Here is a 21,771-nt window from a genome sequence, read left to right on the forward strand (position 1 = left end):
TATTTTCTTCAAAACGTAGAAAACAAAAAGTGATCGGAATTTCTTCCGACCACTCCTGGTAAAATACTCTCTTTTAAGTCCTTGTTTAAATACTATTTTATTTTTACAATGAAAAGTAATATCCTTTTTGGAGCAACTGATCATACTTCTCTTTATTAAAAGTATAATAGAATGCACCTCTCTTCGAACTCGACTTATCTTTTTCATCTTGTTTTTCGAGTATCTCCATTTCCAGAATCTTTTTACGAAAATTACGTTTATCCAGCGTTGTCTGGTAAATGGCTTCATAAAGCGCCTGCAGTTGGGGCAAAGTGAATTTTTCGGGCAACAGGTTAAAACCAATTGGCTGTGTTGCCGTTTTCCTTCTCAATATTTCGATCGTATCGCGCAGCATCTGGTTGTGGTCGAATACGAGTTTACCCACTTTTTCCACTTCTTCCCATCTGGCATTATGTATCTCACATACATTTTCGTCGAACATTTCCAGGTCTATCAGGGCATAATAAGCTATGGATACAACCCGCTCACCTTCGTCACGACCGATTTCACCATAAGTACCGACCTGCTCCATATATACATCCTGGATACCCGTATATTCGAGAACGACACGGGAAACAGTTTCCGACAGGCTTTCATCCGATCGCAAAAATCCTCCCATCAGCGTATCCTGGCCTTCCTGCGGTTCAAATTTCCGCTTCGATATGAGCAAATACAATTTACCATCCTTAAAACCGAGGATTATACAATCGACTGAGACGTAGAACTTTTCCTGTTCTCTATAAAATAATGGAGTCATGTATGTGTTTTTATATTTATGCAAAAAGATGCATAATTCAAGTTTATTAAGTGTACTAAATACGTTTTATTTTTCAACCAGCAAATATAGTATATTTTTTCTTTTCACAACATTTTAAATAGCGAAATTATAGTCGTGAATCGGATCGTAATATACAAAAGTTTCCTGAAAACTCTGATGAATTCGTTTCACAATCAGGTTTATCTGGTAAAAAAGTTTAACTTTAAGCCTGATTTCAAAAAAATGCTTATTGTTTAGCCTAAGTATATTCGTTTAATATATCATTATCATGAACCTGACGTTAAAGTTTCCGCTCATCCTTATTATATTACTCACACTGATATCTTCCTGCAAGAAAAAGGAAGCAAACTCCAAACAATCCGGCGATGCCCCGGCCGAAACATATACCAATCCGCTATTACAAACAGGAGCACGCCCCTGGGCCACGTATAATAACGGCCATTATTATTATCTGCAGGATGCCGATGATAAGATTATCCTATGGCAGACAGAAGATATTACCGACCTGAAAAATGCGCCAAGTAAAGAGGTCTGGATACCCAAAGATAAGAATAATTCGTTTCATATCTGGGGTCCGGAACTGCACCGCATAGATAATAAGTGGTATATCTATTTTGCAGCAGATGACGGGAATACGGATAACCATCAGATTTATGTCATTGAAAACACATCAAAGAGCCCCTTTGATGGTGAATTTACAATGAAAGGGCGCATAAAAACGGATAAAGATGACAATTGGGCTATTCTTCCGAGTGTATTCACTCATAATGATAAGCTGTACATGATCTGGTCAGGTTGGCAAAAGCGCAGGATAGAAGCCGAAACCCAATGCATTTATATTGCCAGGATGGAGAATCCGTGGACTTTGGCTTCGGACAGGATACTCATCTCCAGGCCTGAATATGAATGGGAACGGCAATGGATAAATCCGGACGGAAGCAAAACCGGCTATCCTATCTATGTGAATGAAGATCCGCACTATTTCTATACCAAAGATAAGGGTAAGGTACTAATCTATTATTCGGCCAGCGGCACATGGACACCATATTATTCTGTAGGGATGCTATACGCCGATACAAACAGCGACTTGCTGAATCCTTCGTCATGGACAAAATCGGACAAGCCTGTTTTTGTCCAGAATCCCGAAAACCAGGTGTTTGGCACGGGCAGCCCCTGCTTTATACCATCTCCCGACCAAAAGGAGATATATTTTCTTTATCAGGCGCGCGCCATAGACAAAGAGCCTTACGGCTCCCTCCCTTCCGGGGATATGGATACGCGTTCGCCCCGATTGCAAAAGATGGAATGGGGAGATGATGGTTTCCCTGTTTTTGGGGAAGCATTATCCGAGGCGGATAAGATAAAGAAACCATCGGGTACAAAGTAACGAGACCGCAGGCTTATCCACTGCTTTTGTATCTGCGGCAGCAATAGCTGGTTACAATGGGACAATATTACATTAAATGCTATCTTTTACTTATAATGCATACCATCTGGAAAAAACAATGAAGAGACTTTGGCTATTTTTTCTGTTGATATATCTTTTTGCGGACACCCTGACCGCACAGCAGTTCTTTTTCAAAAAGTATCAGGTAGAGGACGGGCTGTCGCACAATTCGGCATGGTGCATATTGCAGGACAGTTATGGTTTCATGTGGTTCGGGACGAGCGACGGGCTTAACCGGTTCGACGGCAGAAAATTTAAAGTATACAGAAATGACATACAGGATAGTTTCTCGCTGGGCAACAATTCCGTCCAGTCCTTATTCGAAGATAAAAACAGGAATATCTGGGTAGGTACAGGCAGTGGCATGTATGTATATGACCGGAAAGAAGACAAGTTCAGGCATTTCGATAAAAAAACACAATATGGAGTTTCCATTAGCGGAGAAGTAAAGAAGATAATAAAAACAAGCAAAGGGCTTATCTGGATAGCGACCCTGGGACAGGGCCTTTTCGTTTACAATCCCGAAACAGATACCCTAAGCCAGAACAGCCAATATTCCTCATTTGTATGGGATATATGCGAAGATAACTCTTCGCGTATCTATTCTTCCTCATTGCAGGAAGGGCTTATATGCTATGATAAAGACGGTAAATATATAGAATCATTCACACTGTTTCCGGATAAAAGAGATTTCGGAAATCTAAAAATCAACTGCATACAAGCTTTTGGCGACAAAGTATGGTTCAGTGTGGGAACAAATAATCTGGGTATGCTCAATAATACCACAAAGCAGGTATCATATTTCAGCAGCAGCCAGAATATAGGCACTATACGGGCTATTTCCCAATTTTCGGAATGGGAGCTTCTTGTAGGTTCCGACAATGGTTTATATATATTTAATATACAGCACAATGAGTTCATACGCATCGACAATCCTTTAGACCCGCGCAGCCTGAGCGACCAGTCTATCTACAGCATATTAAAGGACATTGAAGGCGGCTTCTGGATTTCGACTTATCTGGGGGGAGTAAATTATCTTCCGCAACAGACAAAAGTATTCGAATATTATAGCCCCACTTATGCCCCGCTCCTGAGTACGGGTAAAGTCATCAGCCGTTTTTGCGAAGATAAGGACAGGAACATCTGGATTGGTTCACAAGACGGGTTGAAATTTCTTAATCACAGCACCCAAAAGCTGGAAACACATATTATTCCCGGAAAAATACAAAAACTGGATATCCGTTCGTTACTCCTCGATGGAGAGAATCTCTGGATAGGAACCTATGCCGAAGGGCTGAAAGTATATAATCCCGAAACAAACAAAATGACGGAGTATTATCATGCCAGGGAATCGTCTGTTACAATCTGCAGCAACGATGTCCTGTCGCTTTACAAAGACAGCAGGGACGATATCTACATCGGTACCAGCTGGGGACTCTGCAAGTATAACCGGACAAAAGACAATTTCGAAACGCTCAATTTTGTCGGGACTATGACTTCCGTCTCTGATATACTGGAAGATAATGAGAACCAATTGTGGGTAGCGACATACAACTCCGGCGTATTCCGATTTGATCCTCAAAACAATCAGTGGAAGCATTATACTCATGACGAAAAAATATCCAGCTCGATAACCAGCAATGCTATAATAACTCTTTTCAAAGATTCGGGAGGCAGAATATGGTTCGGCTCCAATGGCGGAGGCTTATGCTATTTTGATACGGCAACCGGGTCGTTTACCGACTTTGACCCGCATAATCAAGCCTTGCCAAACAATGTCATTTACTCCATCGAAGAAGATAACCATGGGGACTTCTGGATATCGAGCAACGCCGGGCTGCTGAGAGTGAATCCAAAAGAGAAGGCAATAAGAAAACTTTTCACACAAGAAGACGGACTGCAAAGCAACCAGTTCAACTATAAAGCTTCCCTGAAAGCCAGTACAGGTAAACTATATTTTGGCGGCATAAACGGGTTCAATGCTTTTTATCCTCACGAGTTTAAAGAAAACAGCTATATACCACCTGTCTATATTGTCGATATCAGGTTGTACAACACCGACGAAAGCAGGAGCAAAGAACTGCTCAACTTATCCGAACCCATATATATGGCCAAACAAATAGTTCTGCCCTACGACAATAACAGCATTGTACTTGAGTTCAGCGCCCTCAGTTACGAAGAACCCAACAGGAACAGGTATATGTATATGCTGGAAGGCTTTGATAAAGATTGGGTGAATAGCGAAAACTCAAATACCGCGTCTTATACCAACTTACCTCCCGGACAATACACATTCAGGGTAAAAGGCGCAAACAATGATAACAAATGGAATGAACAGGGTACAAGTATAAAAATTAGGATTTCGCCTCCCTGGTGGAGATCTATACCTGCATATATCATTTACGCATTATGTGTCGCAGGCTCTGTTTTCTTTCTGATCAGGTATTTCATTACCCGGTCGAACAGAAAACTGGGACGGCAGATGGAAGAATACCGCATAGAAAAAGAGAAAGAGGTATATCAGTCCAAGATCGGCTTCTTTATCAACCTGATACACGAAATAAGAACCCCTTTGAGCCTGATAAAGCTGCCACTGGATAAATTGAGTGAAAAACAGCAGGAAGATGCAAAATCATCTAATTACCTGACGGTTATCAACAAGAACGTAAATTATTTACTCGACATCGTCAACCAGCTTCTCGATTTTCAAAAAATAGAGAATCAGAACATGCAACTTATTCTTAAAGAAGAAAATATAAACAGCCTCTTGCTGGAAATATATACACAATTTATCCATTCGGCAGAACTGAAGCATATCAGCTTAACCATTTTGTTGCCACAGAATGAGCTCCTGGCCCAGGTAGACAAAGAAAAAATTACCAAGATTATCATTAATCTTCTAAGCAACGCCATTAAATTCACAGAATCGAAGATAGAACTCCGGTTAGAATCATTTGACGGGCATTTCGAAATAAGCGTAACAGACGACGGGCCGGGTATCCGCGATGAAGAGAAAGTCAAGATATTCGATGCATTTTATCAATCGGAAGCAAAAAGCAATACCAGTACAGGAACAGGCATAGGGTTGGCCTTTTCAAAAATGCTGACCGAAAACCACAAAGGCAGTTTGTCCCTGGGTGATAATGATTGGGGAGGGGCATCATTTGTGCTGTCTATCCCCAAGTTGTATAGTGAGGAAAAATTCAATGAGGCTGCCCGTGCAGAGGACATCGTTGAATCGTCCGATATACTGAATACCGGAAATGACACGGCTGCTTCATTCAAAGATTTCAGGGTACTATTGGTAGAAGATAATATGGAATTGCTTAATATGGTTGCGGATTCGCTGGCGCCTTTCTTCTCCATATTGAAATCGGGCAACGGCAAAGAGGCCTTGGAAATATTATCCGAAAACAGTGTCGATCTTATTGTGAGTGATGTGATGATGCCTGAAATGGACGGGTTCGAATTGTGCAAAACCGTTAAATCCGACATTAACTATAGCCATATACCCGTTGTCTTGCTAACGGCAAAAGTGACACTGGATGCAAAGATAGAAGGTATGGAATACGGTGCCGATGTGTATCTCGAAAAACCTTTCTCAATCAGGCAATTGCATAAGCAGATCGAAAATCTGCTGAAACTGAAACTATCCCTCCGGAAAATAATAACAACATCTCCTTCCACACCGGCTATAGACATAGCTATGCCCAAGAAGGACAAGGAGTTTATCGAGAGGCTTCATGCCGAAATAGAAAAACACATTACCGAGCCGGATTTTTCTATCGATACGATTGCTGAAACCATGTTTATGAGCCGTTCCAGCTTCTACCGCAAAATGAAAGGTATCACAGGCTTGTCTCCGAACGATTACCTGAAGACGTTCCGCCTGAATAAAGCGGCAGAACTGCTGCGTGACGGAGAATTACCTATCTCTGAGATATGTGAGAAAGTAGCATTTAGCTCCTCCTCTTATTTCGCGAAGTGCTTCAAGGCGCAGTTTGGGGTATTGCCGAAAGATTATCCGGGTAATTAAAAAAAACACTTATATAAAAGAAAAGAATATTTTTATTTTTATCTTAGTGCACCGGAAACTCAGACTATAAATCAATTCATTAGTGAAGTTTTCGTTCTATTATTTTTAATTATAAAATCATTATTATGGAAAATCAGGAACAGTATGACAAAAGCAACAAATCTGTGGTTAGTGTAGGAGAATGGCTTATAACTATGCTTATAATGATCATTCCCGTAGTAAATTTCATAATGCTGTTCGTATGGGCTTTCGGAAGTAATACTCCGGAAAGTAAAGCCAACTGGGCAAAAGCTCAATTGGTATGGATGGTAATAGGTATTATACTTGTTGTTATTTTCTGGGGAACCATTGCCGCAATATTTCTCGGTACAGCTTCGCGGTGATAAATAGATTTAATAATGAAGTATGGAAGCCTTTGAAGAAAAGGCTTCTTTTTTTATGACAAAAATCGTCCCGCCTTGCTTATTAGATAATTGAAAGATTGATTAAAGCAGTTACAAATTTGCCTCGCCTTCGCTTCGGCGAATGTTATTTCTTCGCCCTGTGGGCAGTTACGGGTTACAAGTTGGCTGGCGTTTTGTTTTGTTTCACGCAAAGACGCAAAGGCGCAAAGTTTTACATCTTACGAGTTGTTGACTGATGACTGTTAACTGATGACTGTAAATACTGTTACCTTTTTTAATAGTTACAAGTTACTTCGCCCCAGGGCAGTTACGAGTTACAAGTTAGTTCACTGTTTACTGCTAACTGTTGACTGTTGACTGAAAAAACTGTTACTTCTGTTACTTTATAATTCAAAAATTTTACATAACTTTGTCAAAATCATATATCATCCACTTCCTGAATGAACAATAAAAGCCGTTTTCCGCTATGCATATAACGACGGAAACATATAGAAAAAACACAATATCACACGCCATTTTTCTTCCTGAAAATTTGGCGCTTAATTATATTTTACTAGAGAGAGAGAGAGAGAGAGAGAGAGAGAGAGAGAGAGAGAGAGAGAGAGAGAGAGAGAGAGACTAAGCCTTAGTATTACCTTTCCGGTTATCCTACACATTCTATACGCGCGCGCATTCAATGCATCGCTGAATATATATAAAAACACACAATCAAATCCCGAACCGTCAGATTTATCCCGTGCTGCCAGGCAGGGTGGTTCTGCATTGTATTTTCCCACACGTCATCCCGTTACTTTACATCCCTGTATTCCCGGGGTTGTCAGGTTCCCTAAGTTTTTGCTTACACTGGGAAACTATGAGTACCTGCTGAGCTACATGGGGGTATATACTCCCGGTGCCTTCTCAGGGAAACTCAGGGTAACAATCTTCTTTACAACAAATATATGCAACACAATTTACCCAAAATCATGCTTTATGAAACCAAAAAAAATGAAAACCCTCCTGCCGGCCTGTTTGCTGGCGGCGCTATTTGCGCTATTGTCAATGCCATCCTATGCGCAGGTGACTGTCGGCGACGGTGTACCTCCGCATGATTTTTCCGTACTGGAGGTTTCCACCGCCAGTACAAAAGCGGGCTTGCGCCTGCCGCACCTGACCACCGCCGAGCGTAACGCCTGGCGTGATTACTTTTTAGGAACTAATACGGGAAACCCTGTAAATCCGTCGGGAAGCGGAGTTACCGCCGACGAATTGATTAATGCTCCCGGGCTTATGATTTACAATACAACGAACAACTGTGTGGAATACTGGAACACCCTGAAATGGGTTTCCTTCTGTGACCAGCCTTGTGCCGACGGGATAACAGGCGTTTCAATCAGTGGCGGTACAACCATCCTCCAGGGGGCAACCACTGCTGTTACCCTGACGGCCACTGCGACGGGAGGAACGGCAAGCTCATATGAATGGTACCTGGGTGGTTCGCCGGTCGGGACAACAACTGCCAATACATACACTGTACCGCAAAACGTCAAAGATGTAGCTGGTACCTACGCCTATACCGTAAAGGCGATAAATGCCTGCTCGGAGGCGACCAGCCCGGCTCCGGCCATAGTAGAGGTGATCGACCTGGCATCACTGCCTGACGGTTCGGCTTCGGGTACGCTTAGCGGAAGAACCATCTTCGATATAGCACAGGGTAACGACGGCGGAGCTTGCGGTGACCTGGCCGCCCGCGCGCCTTTCAGCACCGATTTTACACAGACAGAAGAACAGGACGCCACAGACGGGACGCCAGCGGCGATAAATCCTAGTGCGAGTGGTACCTGGCTTTACTCCGGCACACAGGTGTACACCTTTACCCCGTCGGTCGACGTATCGAATGTGCGGTTCTTCTATGCGGAGGATGCTTCCCTGGAGGCTATCGTAAGTATGACGCCGAATGACGACTATAGCGGGAACATATCGTCCGGCGACCCTTGTAAAGCCGTAGTGGTTTACAAACCGTCCCTGATGACAGACCTGTTAAATGTGATCCGCGACAATGCTGTCCATCCCAAATTGTACGCCGTATTCAACGACCAGCCGGACGGAGCGGGGACAAACCGTAAATTCGAGCTGACTGTCAGCCTTCAGGATTGCAATTGCTGCGGGGCATTCACCTCAGCAGGCGGCTGGCAGAACTTCCTCTGCTATAACCTAGGGGCTAATTTTATGCTCGAGCCTTTCACTCCTGCTAAATATTTGAATGGAGACTACTTCCAGTGGGGTCGCCCTACAGTCGTAGCTACCGTCGACACACCGGCCGGCGCAATCGCCGGTTGGAATACTTCATACGCACCTAACGGCTCATGGTCAGACGCTTCAAAAACGGCTAATGACCCTTGTCCTCAAAATTATCGTGTGCCAACACGGTCAGAATGGGACGGTGTTGTCGATACCTCCCTGAATCCACGGACAATGCCCCCCGGAGCTACATTGAACACAAGCGAGACAAACTTTAGTAATGGGCTGAATTTTGGGTCTGCTCTGTATTTGCCGGCTGCCGGCTACCGCAGCTACGGTAGTTCGCTGTTGGACCGCCGGGGCGGCTACGGCTACTACTGGAGTAGTACGGAAGACCGTTCTTCCTTCGCGTACTTCTTGTACCTGACCAATTACTTAACAACAACTTACCAAAACCTAGTCCGCGCATACGGCTTTTCTGTCCGGTGTATAGCAGAATAAATCCGGTTTATTTGTCTATTTATCTATTCCTCCTCCTGCATTAAAAGCAGGAGGAGTTTAACCAACGATGCAGTACAGAATAAAGGTGTAGCCACTCCCCCCCGCTCGCGCAGACGTCCCGTCTGTGTGTTGCGTAGCAAACATTTTTGCACTGTCAACAAGACACGGACTGGAAGTCCGCGCCAGCGGGGCATGAAATACTGTTTACTGTTTACTGCTAACTGATATATCTGTTACTTTTTATATATCAAATATAGAAGACCTGATTATTTTTTCAGGATGAAAAGGTTGCTAATTTTCTCTGGAATTGTTAGCCGTATTCGTGAAAATAAATAAAAGATATTCATTAAGAAAAGAATTATAGCTAACTTGCAGCCGTTTTTGCAATAGCCTCTCCTGAGGCTATACTTATTATTAACTAAACATCTTTGGATGAAAGATTTTATTTCACTGATCAGGCGGTTTGTACCGCCATACAAAAGGCAAGTCGCACTTAATATATTCTTCAATATATTGAGCGCATTCCTTAACATATTCTCATTCGCGCTAATTGTTCCCATCCTCCAGATACTATTTAAGGTGAACGATAAAGTTTATGAATATATACCTATGAATTCTTCAAGTATATTCAACTTTAAGATTTTGGAGAACAATGCATACTACTATCTTTCCCAAACTATGGATACTCATTCGGGAGCTGCTGTCCTGATCATTTTGGGTCTGATACTAGTGGTAATGACTATCTTAAAAACAGGAACGACCTATCTCAGCGCTTATTTCATTACGGATGTGCGTACCGGAGTTGTAAGGGATATACGCAAACAGATAAACGACAAGGTCTTGTCTTTACCCCTTGGCTTCTTTTCCAATGAACGCAAAGGGGATATCATGGCACGTATGACCGGAGACGTGGGTGAGGTAGAAAACTCTGTGATGAGTTCCCTGGATATGATTAGTAAAAATCCGATTATGATTATAATATATCTGGGCACATTACTGTTCATCAGTTGGAAGCTTTCTATATTCGTATTCATTCTGCTGCCTGTTTCCGGATACATCATGGGTAAAGTGGGTAAGAGCCTTAAAAAGCAATCGGTAGAAGCCCAAAGCCAATGGGGCAGCATGATGTCGCAGATAGAAGAAACCCTTGGCGGACTGCGCATTATTAAAGCATTTAATGCCGAAGAAAAGATGACCGAACGCTTCGATAAAACGAGCAATGTATTCCGTAACATGTCGAACCGTATTGCTCGCAGGCAACAATTGGCACATCCGATGAGCGAACTGTTGGGGACGGTGACCATTGTTCTGGTGTTATGGTACGGAGGTTCACTTATTCTGGAAGGAAGCGGCTATATGGATGCCTCGAGATTTATATATTACCTGACTATTTTCTACCTGATCATCAACCCGGCAAAAGACCTGTCCAGATCGGCATATGCTATCCAAAAAGGTATGGCTTCGGTAGAACGTATAGACAAAATACTAAAAGCAGAGAACAACATCAAGAACCCCGCTAACCCGAAACCAATCCTTTTCAACAGGGAGATCACTTACCGGAATGTATTGTTCAGATACGAAACAAACTGGGTAATAAAAGACGTCAGCATCACAATACCAAAGGGGAAGACCGTGGCGCTTGTAGGGCAATCCGGTTCAGGAAAATCAACAATGGCCGATCTCCTGCCCCGTTTCTATGATGTAAATGAAGGAGGTATCTACATTGACGACACCAACATTAAAGATGCTGATGTACACGATTTACGGGCGCTGATGGGCAACGTGAATCAGGAAGCCATCCTGTTTAACGATACATTTTTCAATAATATATCGTTTGGGGTAGAAAATGCTACAATAGAACAGGTTATTGAGGCCGCTAAGGTAGCTAATGCACATGACTTCATTACCGCCACAGAGAAAGGATATGAAACCAGTATAGGAGACCGTGGCAGCAAACTGTCGGGAGGGCAACGCCAGCGCGTCAGCATTGCCCGCGCCATACTGAAAAACCCTCAGATATTGATTCTGGATGAAGCAACATCGGCTTTGGATACGGAATCGGAGCGCCTTGTGCAGGATGCTTTGGAAAAACTGATGAAAAACCGTACAACGCTGGTTATCGCTCACCGCTTATCTACAATCAAGAACGCGGATGAAATATGTGTTATGAGCGAAGGCATCGTTGTAGAACGCGGACATCACGACGAATTGTATGAGATGAACGGATATTACCGGAAACTGTGTGATATGCAACAGTTCTAATGTGCTGATTTGTCAATATACTAATTTGCTAATATAAAGTAATGGGAAAGAATAAACTTGCCAAATTTGCCAACATGGAGGAATACCCGCACGTATTCCAGTATCCGTTTGCAGTTCTGCAAGAAAAAGGGTTTGCGATGAAAGGCAAATGGAACGAGTTGTTTTTCAGAAATGACAACCCGATTGTTCTTGAACTCGGTTGCGGCAAAGGCGAATACACAGTAGGCCTGGCCAAGCTGTTCCCTGATAAAAATTTCATCGGAATAGATATAAAAGGAGCAAGGATGTGGACAGGTGCGAAACAGTCATTCGAAGAAAAGTTGGCCAATGTAGCTTTCCTGCGTACGCACATAGAACTGGTTATCCATTTCTTTGCCAAAGGGGAAATTTCCGAGATCTGGATAACATTCCCCGACCCGCAAATGGGTAAGGTAAACAAGCGGATGACTTCGACCCGTTTTATGAAACTATATCGTCAGATTCTGTCCGACAATGGTATCATACACCTGAAGACCGATAGTAATTTCATGTTTACATATACCTGTGAAATGGTGAAGGCTAATTCGCTGCCTGTATTGTTCCAGTCTGCTGACTTATACCATTCGGGACTCGTAGATGATATTCTTAAAATACAGACATTCTATGAACAACAATGGCTTTCGCGTGGTTTAAATATCAAGTATATAAAATTTGAGTGCGCCGGACGTGATAACTGGACTGAACCGGATATTGAAATCAAAAAAGACCTGTATCGCAGTTACGGACGCAGTAACGAATTAAATCAATCAACTAAAAATGGCTAATATATATCCTAAACTGATTATCGACGCACTACGCAACGTGCGTTATCCCGGTACAGGGAAAGATATTGTGGAAATGGGGTTCGTATCCGACGATATACATATCGACGGTATGAAGGTTAGTTTCTCCATGATGTTTGACAAACCGAACGATCCATTTATCAAATCGGTTGTAAAAGCAGCCGAGACAGCTATACTTACATATGCAGATCCTGACATTGAAATTAAAGGTAATATAGAAGTAAGAACCAAACAGGCAGAGCAACCAAAGCCTGCGACACTTCTTCCTCAGGTGAAAAATATCATTGCCATATCATCAGGCAAAGGTGGTGTGGGAAAAAGTACCGTATCTGTAAATCTGGCTGTATCATTAGCTAAAAAAGGCTATAAGGTAGGCCTACTGGATGCCGATATATTCGGCCCGTCGCTTCCCAAAATGTTTAATGAAGAAGAGTCTCAGCCATACTTAGAGCCTATAGACGGTAAGGAATATATTATTCCCGTTGAAAAATACGGTGTAAAGATGCTTTCCATAGGCTTCTTCGTAAACAAGAACGATGCTGTGGTATGGCGTGGCGCAATGGCGGGAAATGCTTTGAAGCAACTTATAGCCGATGCAAATTGGGGAGACCTCGATTATTTCCTTATCGACTTTCCTCCCGGCACAAGTGATATACACCTTACATTGGTGCAGACACTGGCTATTACGGGAGCGGTAGTGGTAAGTACGCCTCAGGAGGTGGCTCTGGCCGATGCGCGCAAGGGAATCAATATGTTTACCAATGATAAGGTCAATGTGCCGATATTAGGACTGGTAGAAAACATGGCATGGTTCACTCCTGCCGAACTACCGGAAAACAAGTATTACATCTTTGGTAAAGAAGGAGCTAAAAATCTGGCGGAAGATATGAATGTGCCTTTACTCGGGCAAATACCTATCGTCCAGAGCATTTGCGAAGGAGGTGACAAAGGTGTGCCGGTAGCCCTGAATGAGAATACGATAACAGGTATGGCATTTGCTCATCTGGCTGAAAACTTTATAGCTTCGGTAGACAAACGGAATAGTCAATTTGCCCCTACGCAGAAAGTAGAGGTAAGTAACAAATAACAGGAAAAGAGGGCACAGGGATGTCCTCTTTTCATTTGGATCATTAATTCTATTACATTCATATTTGTATATTTGCACTCAGGAAGCACTATAATACATTACTAAATCAATATCTATGCAACTAATCGACGGAAAAGCCATTTCGGCGCAGATAAAAAAGGAAATAGCTCAAGAAGTAGCGCAAATAAAAGCCGCAGGAGGAAAAACTCCACATCTGGCAGCAGTGCTAGTCGGACACGATGGCGGCAGCGAAACCTATGTAGCCAGTAAAGTACGGACATGTGAAGAAGTCGGATTTAAATCGTCCCTTATCCGCTTCGAAGACAATGTCAGTGAAGAGGAGTTATTAGCTTGCGTCGATAAATTGAACAATGATGCTGACGTAGATGGCTTTATAGTCCAACTGCCTCTCCCAAAGCATATTTCGGAGCAGAAAGTGATTGAATCGATAGATTACCGTAAAGATGTGGATGGTTTCCACCCTATCAATGTAGGGCGCATGTCCATCGGCCTGCCTTGCTTTGTTTCGGCTACTCCGGCAGGCATATTGGAACTGCTGAAAAGATATGAAATACCGACCCAAGGGAAACATTGCGTTGTTCTTGGCCGTAGTAATATAGTAGGTAAGCCTGTAGCCAGTCTGATGATGCAGAAGGGTTATCCGGGCGATGCCACCGTAACGGTCTGCCACAGCCGTACGCCAAACATCAAGGAAGTATGTTTGAGCGCCGATATTATCATTGCCGCCCTTGGTGTTCCCGGGTTCCTGAAAGGCGATATGGTCAAAGACGGTGTTGTTGTTATAGACGTAGGTACAACCCGCGTGCCATCTACCGAGACAAAATCGGGCTTCAGGCTGAAAGGTGATGTAGCTTTCGATGAAGTCGCACCTAAAGCATCTTATATTACTCCTGTTCCGGGGGGGGTAGGCCCTATGACTATCATCTCATTGATGCGGAATACATTACAGGCGGGAAAGAAAGATATATATAGTTAATAAATATTGAATCTTTAAATTTTATCATAAGATTTCAAGGAACTGTCAGCGAATGTCTAAAAACTATCAGCTATTATGGAGATAAAATTTCCTGTAAATAATCACATCTTAGTCCGTATCTTTCGACATAACGCTGGGAGCAATACCAAAATGTTTGGTAAAACAACGTGTGAAATACTTCGGATCGTTGAAGCCTACTTCGTAAGCTATTTCCGAAATGGTTTTGTTGCCTTTACTTTTCAGTATCAATTCTCTGGCAATGGATAGTCGGAAATCACGGATAAAGTGGCTCGGGGGCTGCCCCGTAAGTATCTGCATCTTTTTATTGAGCAGGCTTTTACTTACCCCCATATCGTTGACAAAGTCGCTCACGTCATACTCTGTATTTGTATAATTCTCTTTTATGATTTCCATCGCTTTCTTGAGAAACTTTTCGTCGTTCGAGTCTTCTATAATATTCAGTTCATCCACATTCATGTACAAGCTGAATTTTCGTTGATATAGTTTGCGGATTTCCAGAATGTTGTTGATTCTTGTAAGCAGTAATTCTTCGTCAAAAGGCTTGGTAAGGAACTCGTCCGCGCCCATTTTATAACTGCCGATCCGGGTTTCAATCGATGTTTTCGCTGTTAACATCAAGAATGGGATATGGGAAGTAGACAGGTCGGATTTAACTTTCTGAGACAATTCGAGTCCGTCCATAACGGGCATCATCAGGTCGCTGATAATAAAGTCGATGGGTTCTGTTTTCAGTATTCTTAAAGCTTCTGCTCCGTTTTCGGCCTCTATTACTTTGTAATAATCCGACAATATGGAACAGATATATTTACGCATATCCATGTTGTCTTCCACGACGAGTATTGCCAGCTGTTGTCCGTTTTGTTCTGTAACAGGGGCATATTCTATATCACCGGTTATGGACGGTATGTAACTTTCACTGACGGGCTGTTGTTCGCTCGCTGTTGCAGGGGTAAATGGTAATAGTATCCGGAACGATGCTCCCTTTGTATGGTTATTCTTGGCTACAATGCTGCCTTCGAGCAAGTTGACGATATTTTTGCACAGATAGAGTCCTATACCTGTGCCGCTTTGTCCGTAAACTGGGTATCTGGTGCGTGTATCCGACTGGAAAAAGCGGTTGAAGATCCGGTTAAGATCTTCCTCCCTTATTCCTATGCCCGAGTCCTGTACGCAGATATATAGCTTATCTTCTCCTTTATTTCCGCTAATGGAACTTACATATAAAGTTACACTACCGTTGTCGGGCGTAAATTTGATGGAGTTGGCCAAAAGATTGGTAACCAGTCTCCGGATAGCTTCTTCATCAAACATTATCCGGGGTTGCGGCATCCGGTACACCCTCCTTATTTTTATGCCGCGTTCGTTCGCAAAGGATTCGAATGGAATGAGGAGTTCATCCAGGAAATTTATAAGATTTCCGGCAAGCGGATTTACGCTCATATTGTCCGATTCTACTTTTCTGAAATCCATCAGTTGGTTGACCAATGATAACAGGTGTTTCGAGTTGCGGGCCACATATTGCAATTGTTCCACAACCTTAGGATTGGTACTCAGTTTCAAAGCCCTTTCTATAGGTCCTATAATAAGAGTGATAGGTGTGCGGAATTCATGGGTGATGTTCGTAAAGAAAGATATTCTGTCAGCCATGGCTTCCTGTACCTTTTTAGACATCTCTATCAATTGTTTTCGCTGATAAGAGATTTTCTCATTCTGGTCTACAAGCATGGTGTTCTGTAATTTTAGTTCTACCGCCTGTTCTTCCAGCAGTTTTTTTTGCTCATTGAGGGCATGTGTCCGTTCCTCTACCTTTATATGCAGTATCTCGCGTTGTTTTTTCAATGAATTTATACGCCACTTGTATAACTGAATGCCCAGTACCAGAAGCAATATAATACATAAGCTGACGAACCATACTGTTTTATAGAAAAACGGGTGGATATCTATCTCCAGCTCGGTTATTTTTTCGGACCAGTCCGAGGCTTTAGCCATGCACCTTACCTGAAGCCTGTAAGTGCCGGGGCTGAGATTTGTATAACTTACAAAGCGGCGGTTTGCGGGAACATCAACCCATCTGTCGTCGAAACCTAAAAGCCTGTATGAATAGGCTACAGTCGACGGATTGTCGTAGTCGAGTGCCGAAAATTCGATAGAGAAAGATTTATCCTGTTCGTGCAGGTCAAGCTTTTTCGCATAGCTGATATCTTCCTTTATATAATTGCCTTTATTGTACCATACAGTCTGATTTAATATTTGCAGTTTGGTAAATGTTACACCTTTCTGTTCTCCCGATATATATTGGGAATTGCCTTTCAGCTCGGTAAGCCCCGCCATACTCCCGAAATACAGGTTCTTGCTGACAGGCGATTTGAAAGAGGCATTCCAGTAAAACTGATGATTGGCGAGTCCGTCTTCTTTGGTATAGTTTACAAATCTTTCTGTCTGCGGATTGAACGATGACATGCCTCGTCCCGTACTGATCCAGAGAAGTCCCTGTTCGTCTTCCAGGATTCCGAATACGGCATTGTTAACTAATCCCTGTACTGTGGTATATGTACGGGATATATATTTGCCGCCTGTCTCTTCTATTTTGCAGATTCCATACCCGTTGCTGCCCACCCATATTGTATTGTCGCGTGTCTGAAAGATGCATGTGATATTTTTCAAAAACAATTTGTTAACATCCTGTTCGTTCAGAGAAACAAAGCGTGCCGCGAATTTTTTAGCGTGCTCATCATAGGAGTTGAGGTCTATCTGTATCAGACCTTCGGAGCATCCCAGCCATAACCTGTTCTTTTTGTCTATGGTACTGCCCAGTGTTCCCCATATGTTTTGGTTCATATTCTCGGGTAAAGGACTTTCGAGGCTGTTATTCTGTATATCGTACCAATAAATAGCCCTGTTGGTACCTATCCACATCCCGTTATTCACCGGGTCATATTTGAGAATTCCTATAAAACTGAAGTTAGGGCTTATATATTTATAGGAAACGGCAGGGAGTTTGTTCTCGTTCAGGATACTTATCGCCCCGCCCCAGGTTCCTATCCACAAATTCCCCGCATTATCCTCCTCCAGTACACTTATAGTATTATGACTGAGTAACCCCGGGCCGGCCATATAGTGAGTAAAAGATGACTCCCCTTTTTTCATCAGGTTCAAACCACCTTCCACGCTTCCTACCCATAAGTTCCCGTTGCGGCTCTCCAGAATGGCATTTACGGGGTTCGGCGATATGCTACCCTTATCAGAGTTGTTATGAGTGTAATTCTTAACGGCCAGTTTGCGTAAAGTCATTTTATTGATACCTCCCGATTCAGTTCCTATCCAGAGGTTATCACCGTCAGCAAGCATGCAGTTGATAAAGTCACTGTTCAGCGATTCCTCTCCACTATTGTGGGTGATATGTTCGAATTCGTCAGTAACGGGATTGTAAATGTTCAGCCCGCGTAGCGTTCCCGCTATGATAGATCCGTTTACAATGTTTAGGTCTGTAACCATATTCTGAGAAATAGAATATTGGTTCAGGGTATTGTGAAGGTAATGTGCCGGAGGCTGGTTTATATCATCGTATCTGAACAGTCCGTCTTCGGTAGCCATCCATATTGTGTTATTCTTTTTCAGAATACTTGAGATGAATAGATTGGAGGATATGTTGAAATGTGTAGAAATGATTTCCAGATTCAGGTTTCCCTTTTGGCTTTCTATTATTTTATAAACAGCGCCGTCGTTGCCTACCCATATTTCATTGTCAATTTCGCTGATGCAGGTAAATCTATAAGGAGAGCCTTTTTGCACGGTTGTGTATATGCGCTGTATATTTCCTTTGGCATCGAATTCCAGTTTGTACATGTTTTCCGTCGAAACCACCCATATACCACCTTTCCTGTCTTTAAATATTGTAATAGCCGGGGTATCTAATACAGTATCGAGTAAATTATCTTTGTGCGAAATAGTCGCCTTCTTCATGGTTTTGAGATCTATAATGTCTATACCATTATTGGATGTTGTCCATAATCGGTTGAAATTGTCTTCCACTACCTTCCGTATAAAATTACTTTTAAGAAAGAGAGGATAACTGTTTACGTTGAAATTTATAAATTCATAACCATCGTATCGCGACAGGCCTCCTCCCTGGGTCGCCACCCAGATAAATCCATGACTGTCCTTGAATATATCGTCTACAAAATTCACAGGGAGTCCTTCATTGATACTGATGCTGCTGAATATGTACTTTGATGATATATTATTTTGTCCGTTAGCTGTCGGTATGAATAATAACGATAGAATGATACTGCTTATAACTATAAGTGTATTTTTCATGTTAACTGATTTTTGGTTGAGTAAAGTTAGTAATAAAAAATTAAAAATGTATTTTTTACACTTAAATACTGTTTTGTCCACCTTTAATATTTTTTTGTCCACCATACTAAGCCTTGCACATATATATATTTGTCAAAGAAATTAAAGACGAGTGATTAAAGGTTAACCTCATTCCGGCCAAAGAATCTTTCTTTCTTGAAAAATATTTAAAACCATGAAAATATTGAAACTTATTTTTCTTTTTTGCATTATTGTGTGTAATTTACATGGATCGGTACAGGACTCGATTTTCCAGATAACCGGCAACCCTGTTTTTACACATAAATATACAGCCGATCCTGCAGTGCTGGTACATAACGACAGACTATACATATATGCGGGCCATGATGAATGTCTCCCTCCCCAGAATCATTATGAACTGAACGAGTGGCTTGTATTCTCGTCGGATGATATGGTAAACTGGACAGAACACGCAGTCCCGCTGCGGGCAAAAGATTTTACATGGGCAAAGGGTGAAGCATGGGCTTCGCAGGTTATCGAACGTGATGGTAAATTCTATTGGTATGTAACTGTAGAACATGGTACCAAACCCGGCAAGTCTATAGGTGTGGCAGTGGCTGATAATCCGCTTGGCCCGTTTAAGGATGCCAGAGGTTCAGCGCTGATAACTAACGATATGACTACAGCCTACACCTCGATAGGATGGGACGATATAGACCCTACGGTATGGATAGACGATGATGGCCAGGCATACTTGTTCTGGGGAAACACACAATGCTACTATGCAAAACTGAAGGAAAATATGATTGAACTGGATGGCCCGGTAATGACTGTCGATTTGCCAAACTTTACAGAAGCACCGTGGATACACAAATATAATGGATGGTATTACCTGTCATACGCACAGTACTTTCCCGAAAAACTGGGATATGCTATGAGCCGGAGTATAAACGGACCTTGGGAGTATAAAGGCATACTGAACGAGATAGCAGGCAATTCCAATACGAATCATCAGGCAATAACCGAATTTAAAGGGCAGTGGTATTTCATATATCACAACGGGGCAATACCGACACAAGGTGGGAGTTTCCGCCGTTCGGTCTGTATCGACCGCCTGTATTATAATGAAGATAATACTATAAAACGGATACAAATGACATCAGAAGGGGTTTTAGGCTTTAAATAAGGTAGTGAGGATAAAGCCCGTATGGGCTTGTCCTCACTTTTGGATACCTCTCCTTTCTAAAAAACTAATAAATCACAACTTATAACTTATCATGAAAAAAAATCTACTGTTTTATTTATCTCTTTTTGTTTGTATAACGGTATTCTCACAGCAAAAGGCGGAGATAGTCGTTAAAACGAATTCCGGAAAATACAAGATCGACAAACATATTTACGGTCATTTTTCCGAACATCTCGGACGTTGCATCTATGACGGGCTTTGGGTTGGCGAGGATTCTCATATACCTAATGTGAACGGTGTGCGCAAGGATATTATCGATGCGTTAAAACATATTAAAATACCGAATCTTCGCTGGCCGGGAGGATGCTTTGCCGACGAGTATCACTGGATGGACGGAATAGGTGCAAGAGCAGACCGTCCTAAAATGGTGAATACTCACTGGGGTGGGGTAGTAGAAGACAATAGTTTTGGTACGCACGAATTCCTTAATCTCTGTGAAGCACTGGGAACAGAACCATATATCTGTGGGAATATGGGAAGCGGTACGGTAGAAGAAATGTCGAAATGGGTGGAGTATATCACTTTTGACGGGGAGAGCCCGATGTCGAACCTCCGTAAGAAGAACGGACGCGAAAAACCGTGGAAAGTAACTCTGTGGGGTGTTGGTAATGAAAACTGGGGCTGCGGAGGAAATATGACTCCGGAAGGCTATGCCGAAAATTACCGCAGGTATGCTACTTATTGCCGCAACTACGGTGAAAACAGATTGTACAAAGTTGCCGGAGGCCCTAATGTAGACGATTACCGCTGGATGGAAGTGATGATGAAAAACATACCGCATCACATGATGTCGGGTGTATCGGTTCACAATTATACATTTACCTACAGATGGGAGGATAAAGGAAACGCGCTTGGCTTCAATGAAGATGAGTACTTCTCGTTACTGGAGCATGGTATGCGTATGGACGAGATAGTGACAAAACATGCTGCCATAATGGATAAATACGATCCTGAGAAGAAAATAGCCATGATAGTAGACGAATGGGGTGCATGGTACAATGTGGAGCCGGGAACAAATCCGGGATTCCTGTATCAGCAAAATACCCTGCGCGACGCTTTACTGGCGGGAACTATTCTGAATATTTTCCACAAGCATGCCGACAGGGTGCGTATTGCTAATATTGCACAGTTGGTCAACGTGCTGCAGGCTTTGTTCCTTACAGAAGGTGATAAAATGTTGCTGACTCCTACTTACCATGTATTTGATATGTATAAAGTACATCAGGATGCAACCATGCTACCGCTCGATATTATAAGTCCTTCATACAGTCGTCTGGGTAAGGAAATCAATTCGGTATCGGCTTCGGCATCGAAAGACAGCAACGGAAAAATACATGTATCAATTGTGAATATCGATCCTAACCAATCGGTGGATATAACATGTACTATTAAAGACCTGAAAAACGGCCGTTTCGTTTCCGGTAATATAATTACTGCGCCCAAAACAGATTCTCACAATACATTCGAAAAGCCAAACGAAGTAGAGTTGAAGGATTTCAAAGATGCAGCGGTGAAGAATGATGTATTAACGGTGAAGATTCCGGCTAAGTCGGTGGTAACAATAGAATTGAATTAACTCACAAACTTGCGGTTAA

The 21,771-nt window shown here is 42.5% G+C and carries 12 protein-coding genes; 10 read left to right on the top strand and 2 right to left on the bottom strand.

Annotation, left to right across the window (positions count from 1 at the left end):
• Positions 1 to 103: 103 nt before the first annotated feature.
• Entirely contained in the window at positions 104 to 796 is a 693-nt protein-coding gene (locus ACFO6W_RS05035) for an NUDIX hydrolase (RefSeq protein WP_379994278.1), read from the bottom strand.
• Between the two features lie 295 nt (positions 797 to 1,091).
• On the opposite strand from ACFO6W_RS05035, the gene ACFO6W_RS05040 reads away from it, so the two are divergent.
• From ACFO6W_RS05040 to folD, 8 genes are all read left to right on the top strand, one after another.
• A complete protein-coding gene (locus tag ACFO6W_RS05040) occupies positions 1,092 to 2,204 on the top strand; it encodes a glycoside hydrolase family 43 protein (protein WP_379994299.1) in 1,113 nt (370 codons plus the stop codon).
• Positions 2,205 to 2,322: 118 nt separating this feature from the next.
• Positions 2,323 to 6,300 (top strand): hybrid sensor histidine kinase/response regulator transcription factor, encoded by a 3,978-nt coding sequence (locus tag ACFO6W_RS05045; protein WP_379994279.1) that lies wholly within the window; start codon positions 2,323 to 2,325, stop codon positions 6,298 to 6,300.
• Positions 6,301 to 6,425: 125 nt separating this feature from the next.
• Positions 6,426 to 6,683, top strand: a complete 258-nt coding sequence (locus ACFO6W_RS05050; protein ID WP_379994280.1) for a hypothetical protein — start codon at positions 6,426 to 6,428, stop codon at positions 6,681 to 6,683.
• A gap of 993 nt (positions 6,684 to 7,676) precedes the next feature.
• Positions 7,677 to 9,425 (top strand): fibrobacter succinogenes major paralogous domain-containing protein, encoded by a 1,749-nt coding sequence (locus ACFO6W_RS05055; protein ID WP_379994281.1) that lies wholly within the window; start codon positions 7,677 to 7,679, stop codon positions 9,423 to 9,425.
• Between the two features lie 432 nt (positions 9,426 to 9,857).
• Positions 9,858 to 11,687 carry an ABC transporter ATP-binding protein gene (locus ACFO6W_RS05060; protein WP_379994282.1) on the top strand — a complete coding sequence of 610 codons (1,830 nt, stop codon included), beginning with the start codon at positions 9,858 to 9,860 and terminating at the stop codon, positions 11,685 to 11,687.
• 41 nt (positions 11,688 to 11,728) lie between these two features.
• A complete protein-coding gene (gene trmB / locus ACFO6W_RS05065; protein WP_379994283.1) occupies positions 11,729 to 12,490 on the top strand; it encodes a tRNA (guanosine(46)-N7)-methyltransferase TrmB in 762 nt (253 codons plus the stop codon).
• Entirely contained in the window at positions 12,483 to 13,595 is a 1,113-nt protein-coding gene (locus ACFO6W_RS05070; protein ID WP_379994284.1) for an Mrp/NBP35 family ATP-binding protein, read from the top strand. Before trmB ends, ACFO6W_RS05070 begins: the two co-directional genes overlap by 8 nt.
• A gap of 115 nt (positions 13,596 to 13,710) precedes the next feature.
• On the top strand, positions 13,711 to 14,592 hold the full coding sequence (gene folD / locus ACFO6W_RS05075; protein WP_379994285.1) for a bifunctional methylenetetrahydrofolate dehydrogenase/methenyltetrahydrofolate cyclohydrolase FolD: 882 nt from the start codon (positions 13,711 to 13,713) through the stop codon (positions 14,590 to 14,592).
• Between the two features lie 108 nt (positions 14,593 to 14,700).
• Here the strand turns inward: folD and ACFO6W_RS05080 are convergent, their stop codons facing one another.
• Complete coding sequence (locus ACFO6W_RS05080) at positions 14,701 to 18,930, bottom strand: hybrid sensor histidine kinase/response regulator transcription factor (protein ID WP_379994286.1); 4,230 nt, start codon at positions 18,928 to 18,930, stop codon at positions 14,701 to 14,703.
• A gap of 214 nt (positions 18,931 to 19,144) precedes the next feature.
• Between ACFO6W_RS05080 and ACFO6W_RS05085 the strand changes: the two genes are divergently transcribed.
• Together ACFO6W_RS05085 and ACFO6W_RS05090 are read left to right on the top strand one after the other, a co-directional pair.
• The gene (locus ACFO6W_RS05085; protein ID WP_379994287.1) at positions 19,145 to 20,116 is read left to right on the top strand and encodes a glycoside hydrolase family 43 protein; all 972 of its coding nucleotides are present in this window, start codon (positions 19,145 to 19,147) and stop codon (positions 20,114 to 20,116) included.
• Positions 20,117 to 20,207: 91 nt separating this feature from the next.
• Positions 20,208 to 21,752, top strand: coding sequence for an alpha-N-arabinofuranosidase (locus ACFO6W_RS05090; RefSeq protein ID WP_379994288.1), 1,545 nt, complete (start codon positions 20,208 to 20,210; stop codon positions 21,750 to 21,752).
• Positions 21,753 to 21,771: the final 19 nt, after the last annotated feature.

This window comes from Dysgonomonas termitidis (assembly GCF_042654545.1).
GTDB lineage: Bacteria > Bacteroidota > Bacteroidia > Bacteroidales > Dysgonomonadaceae > Dysgonomonas > Dysgonomonas termitidis.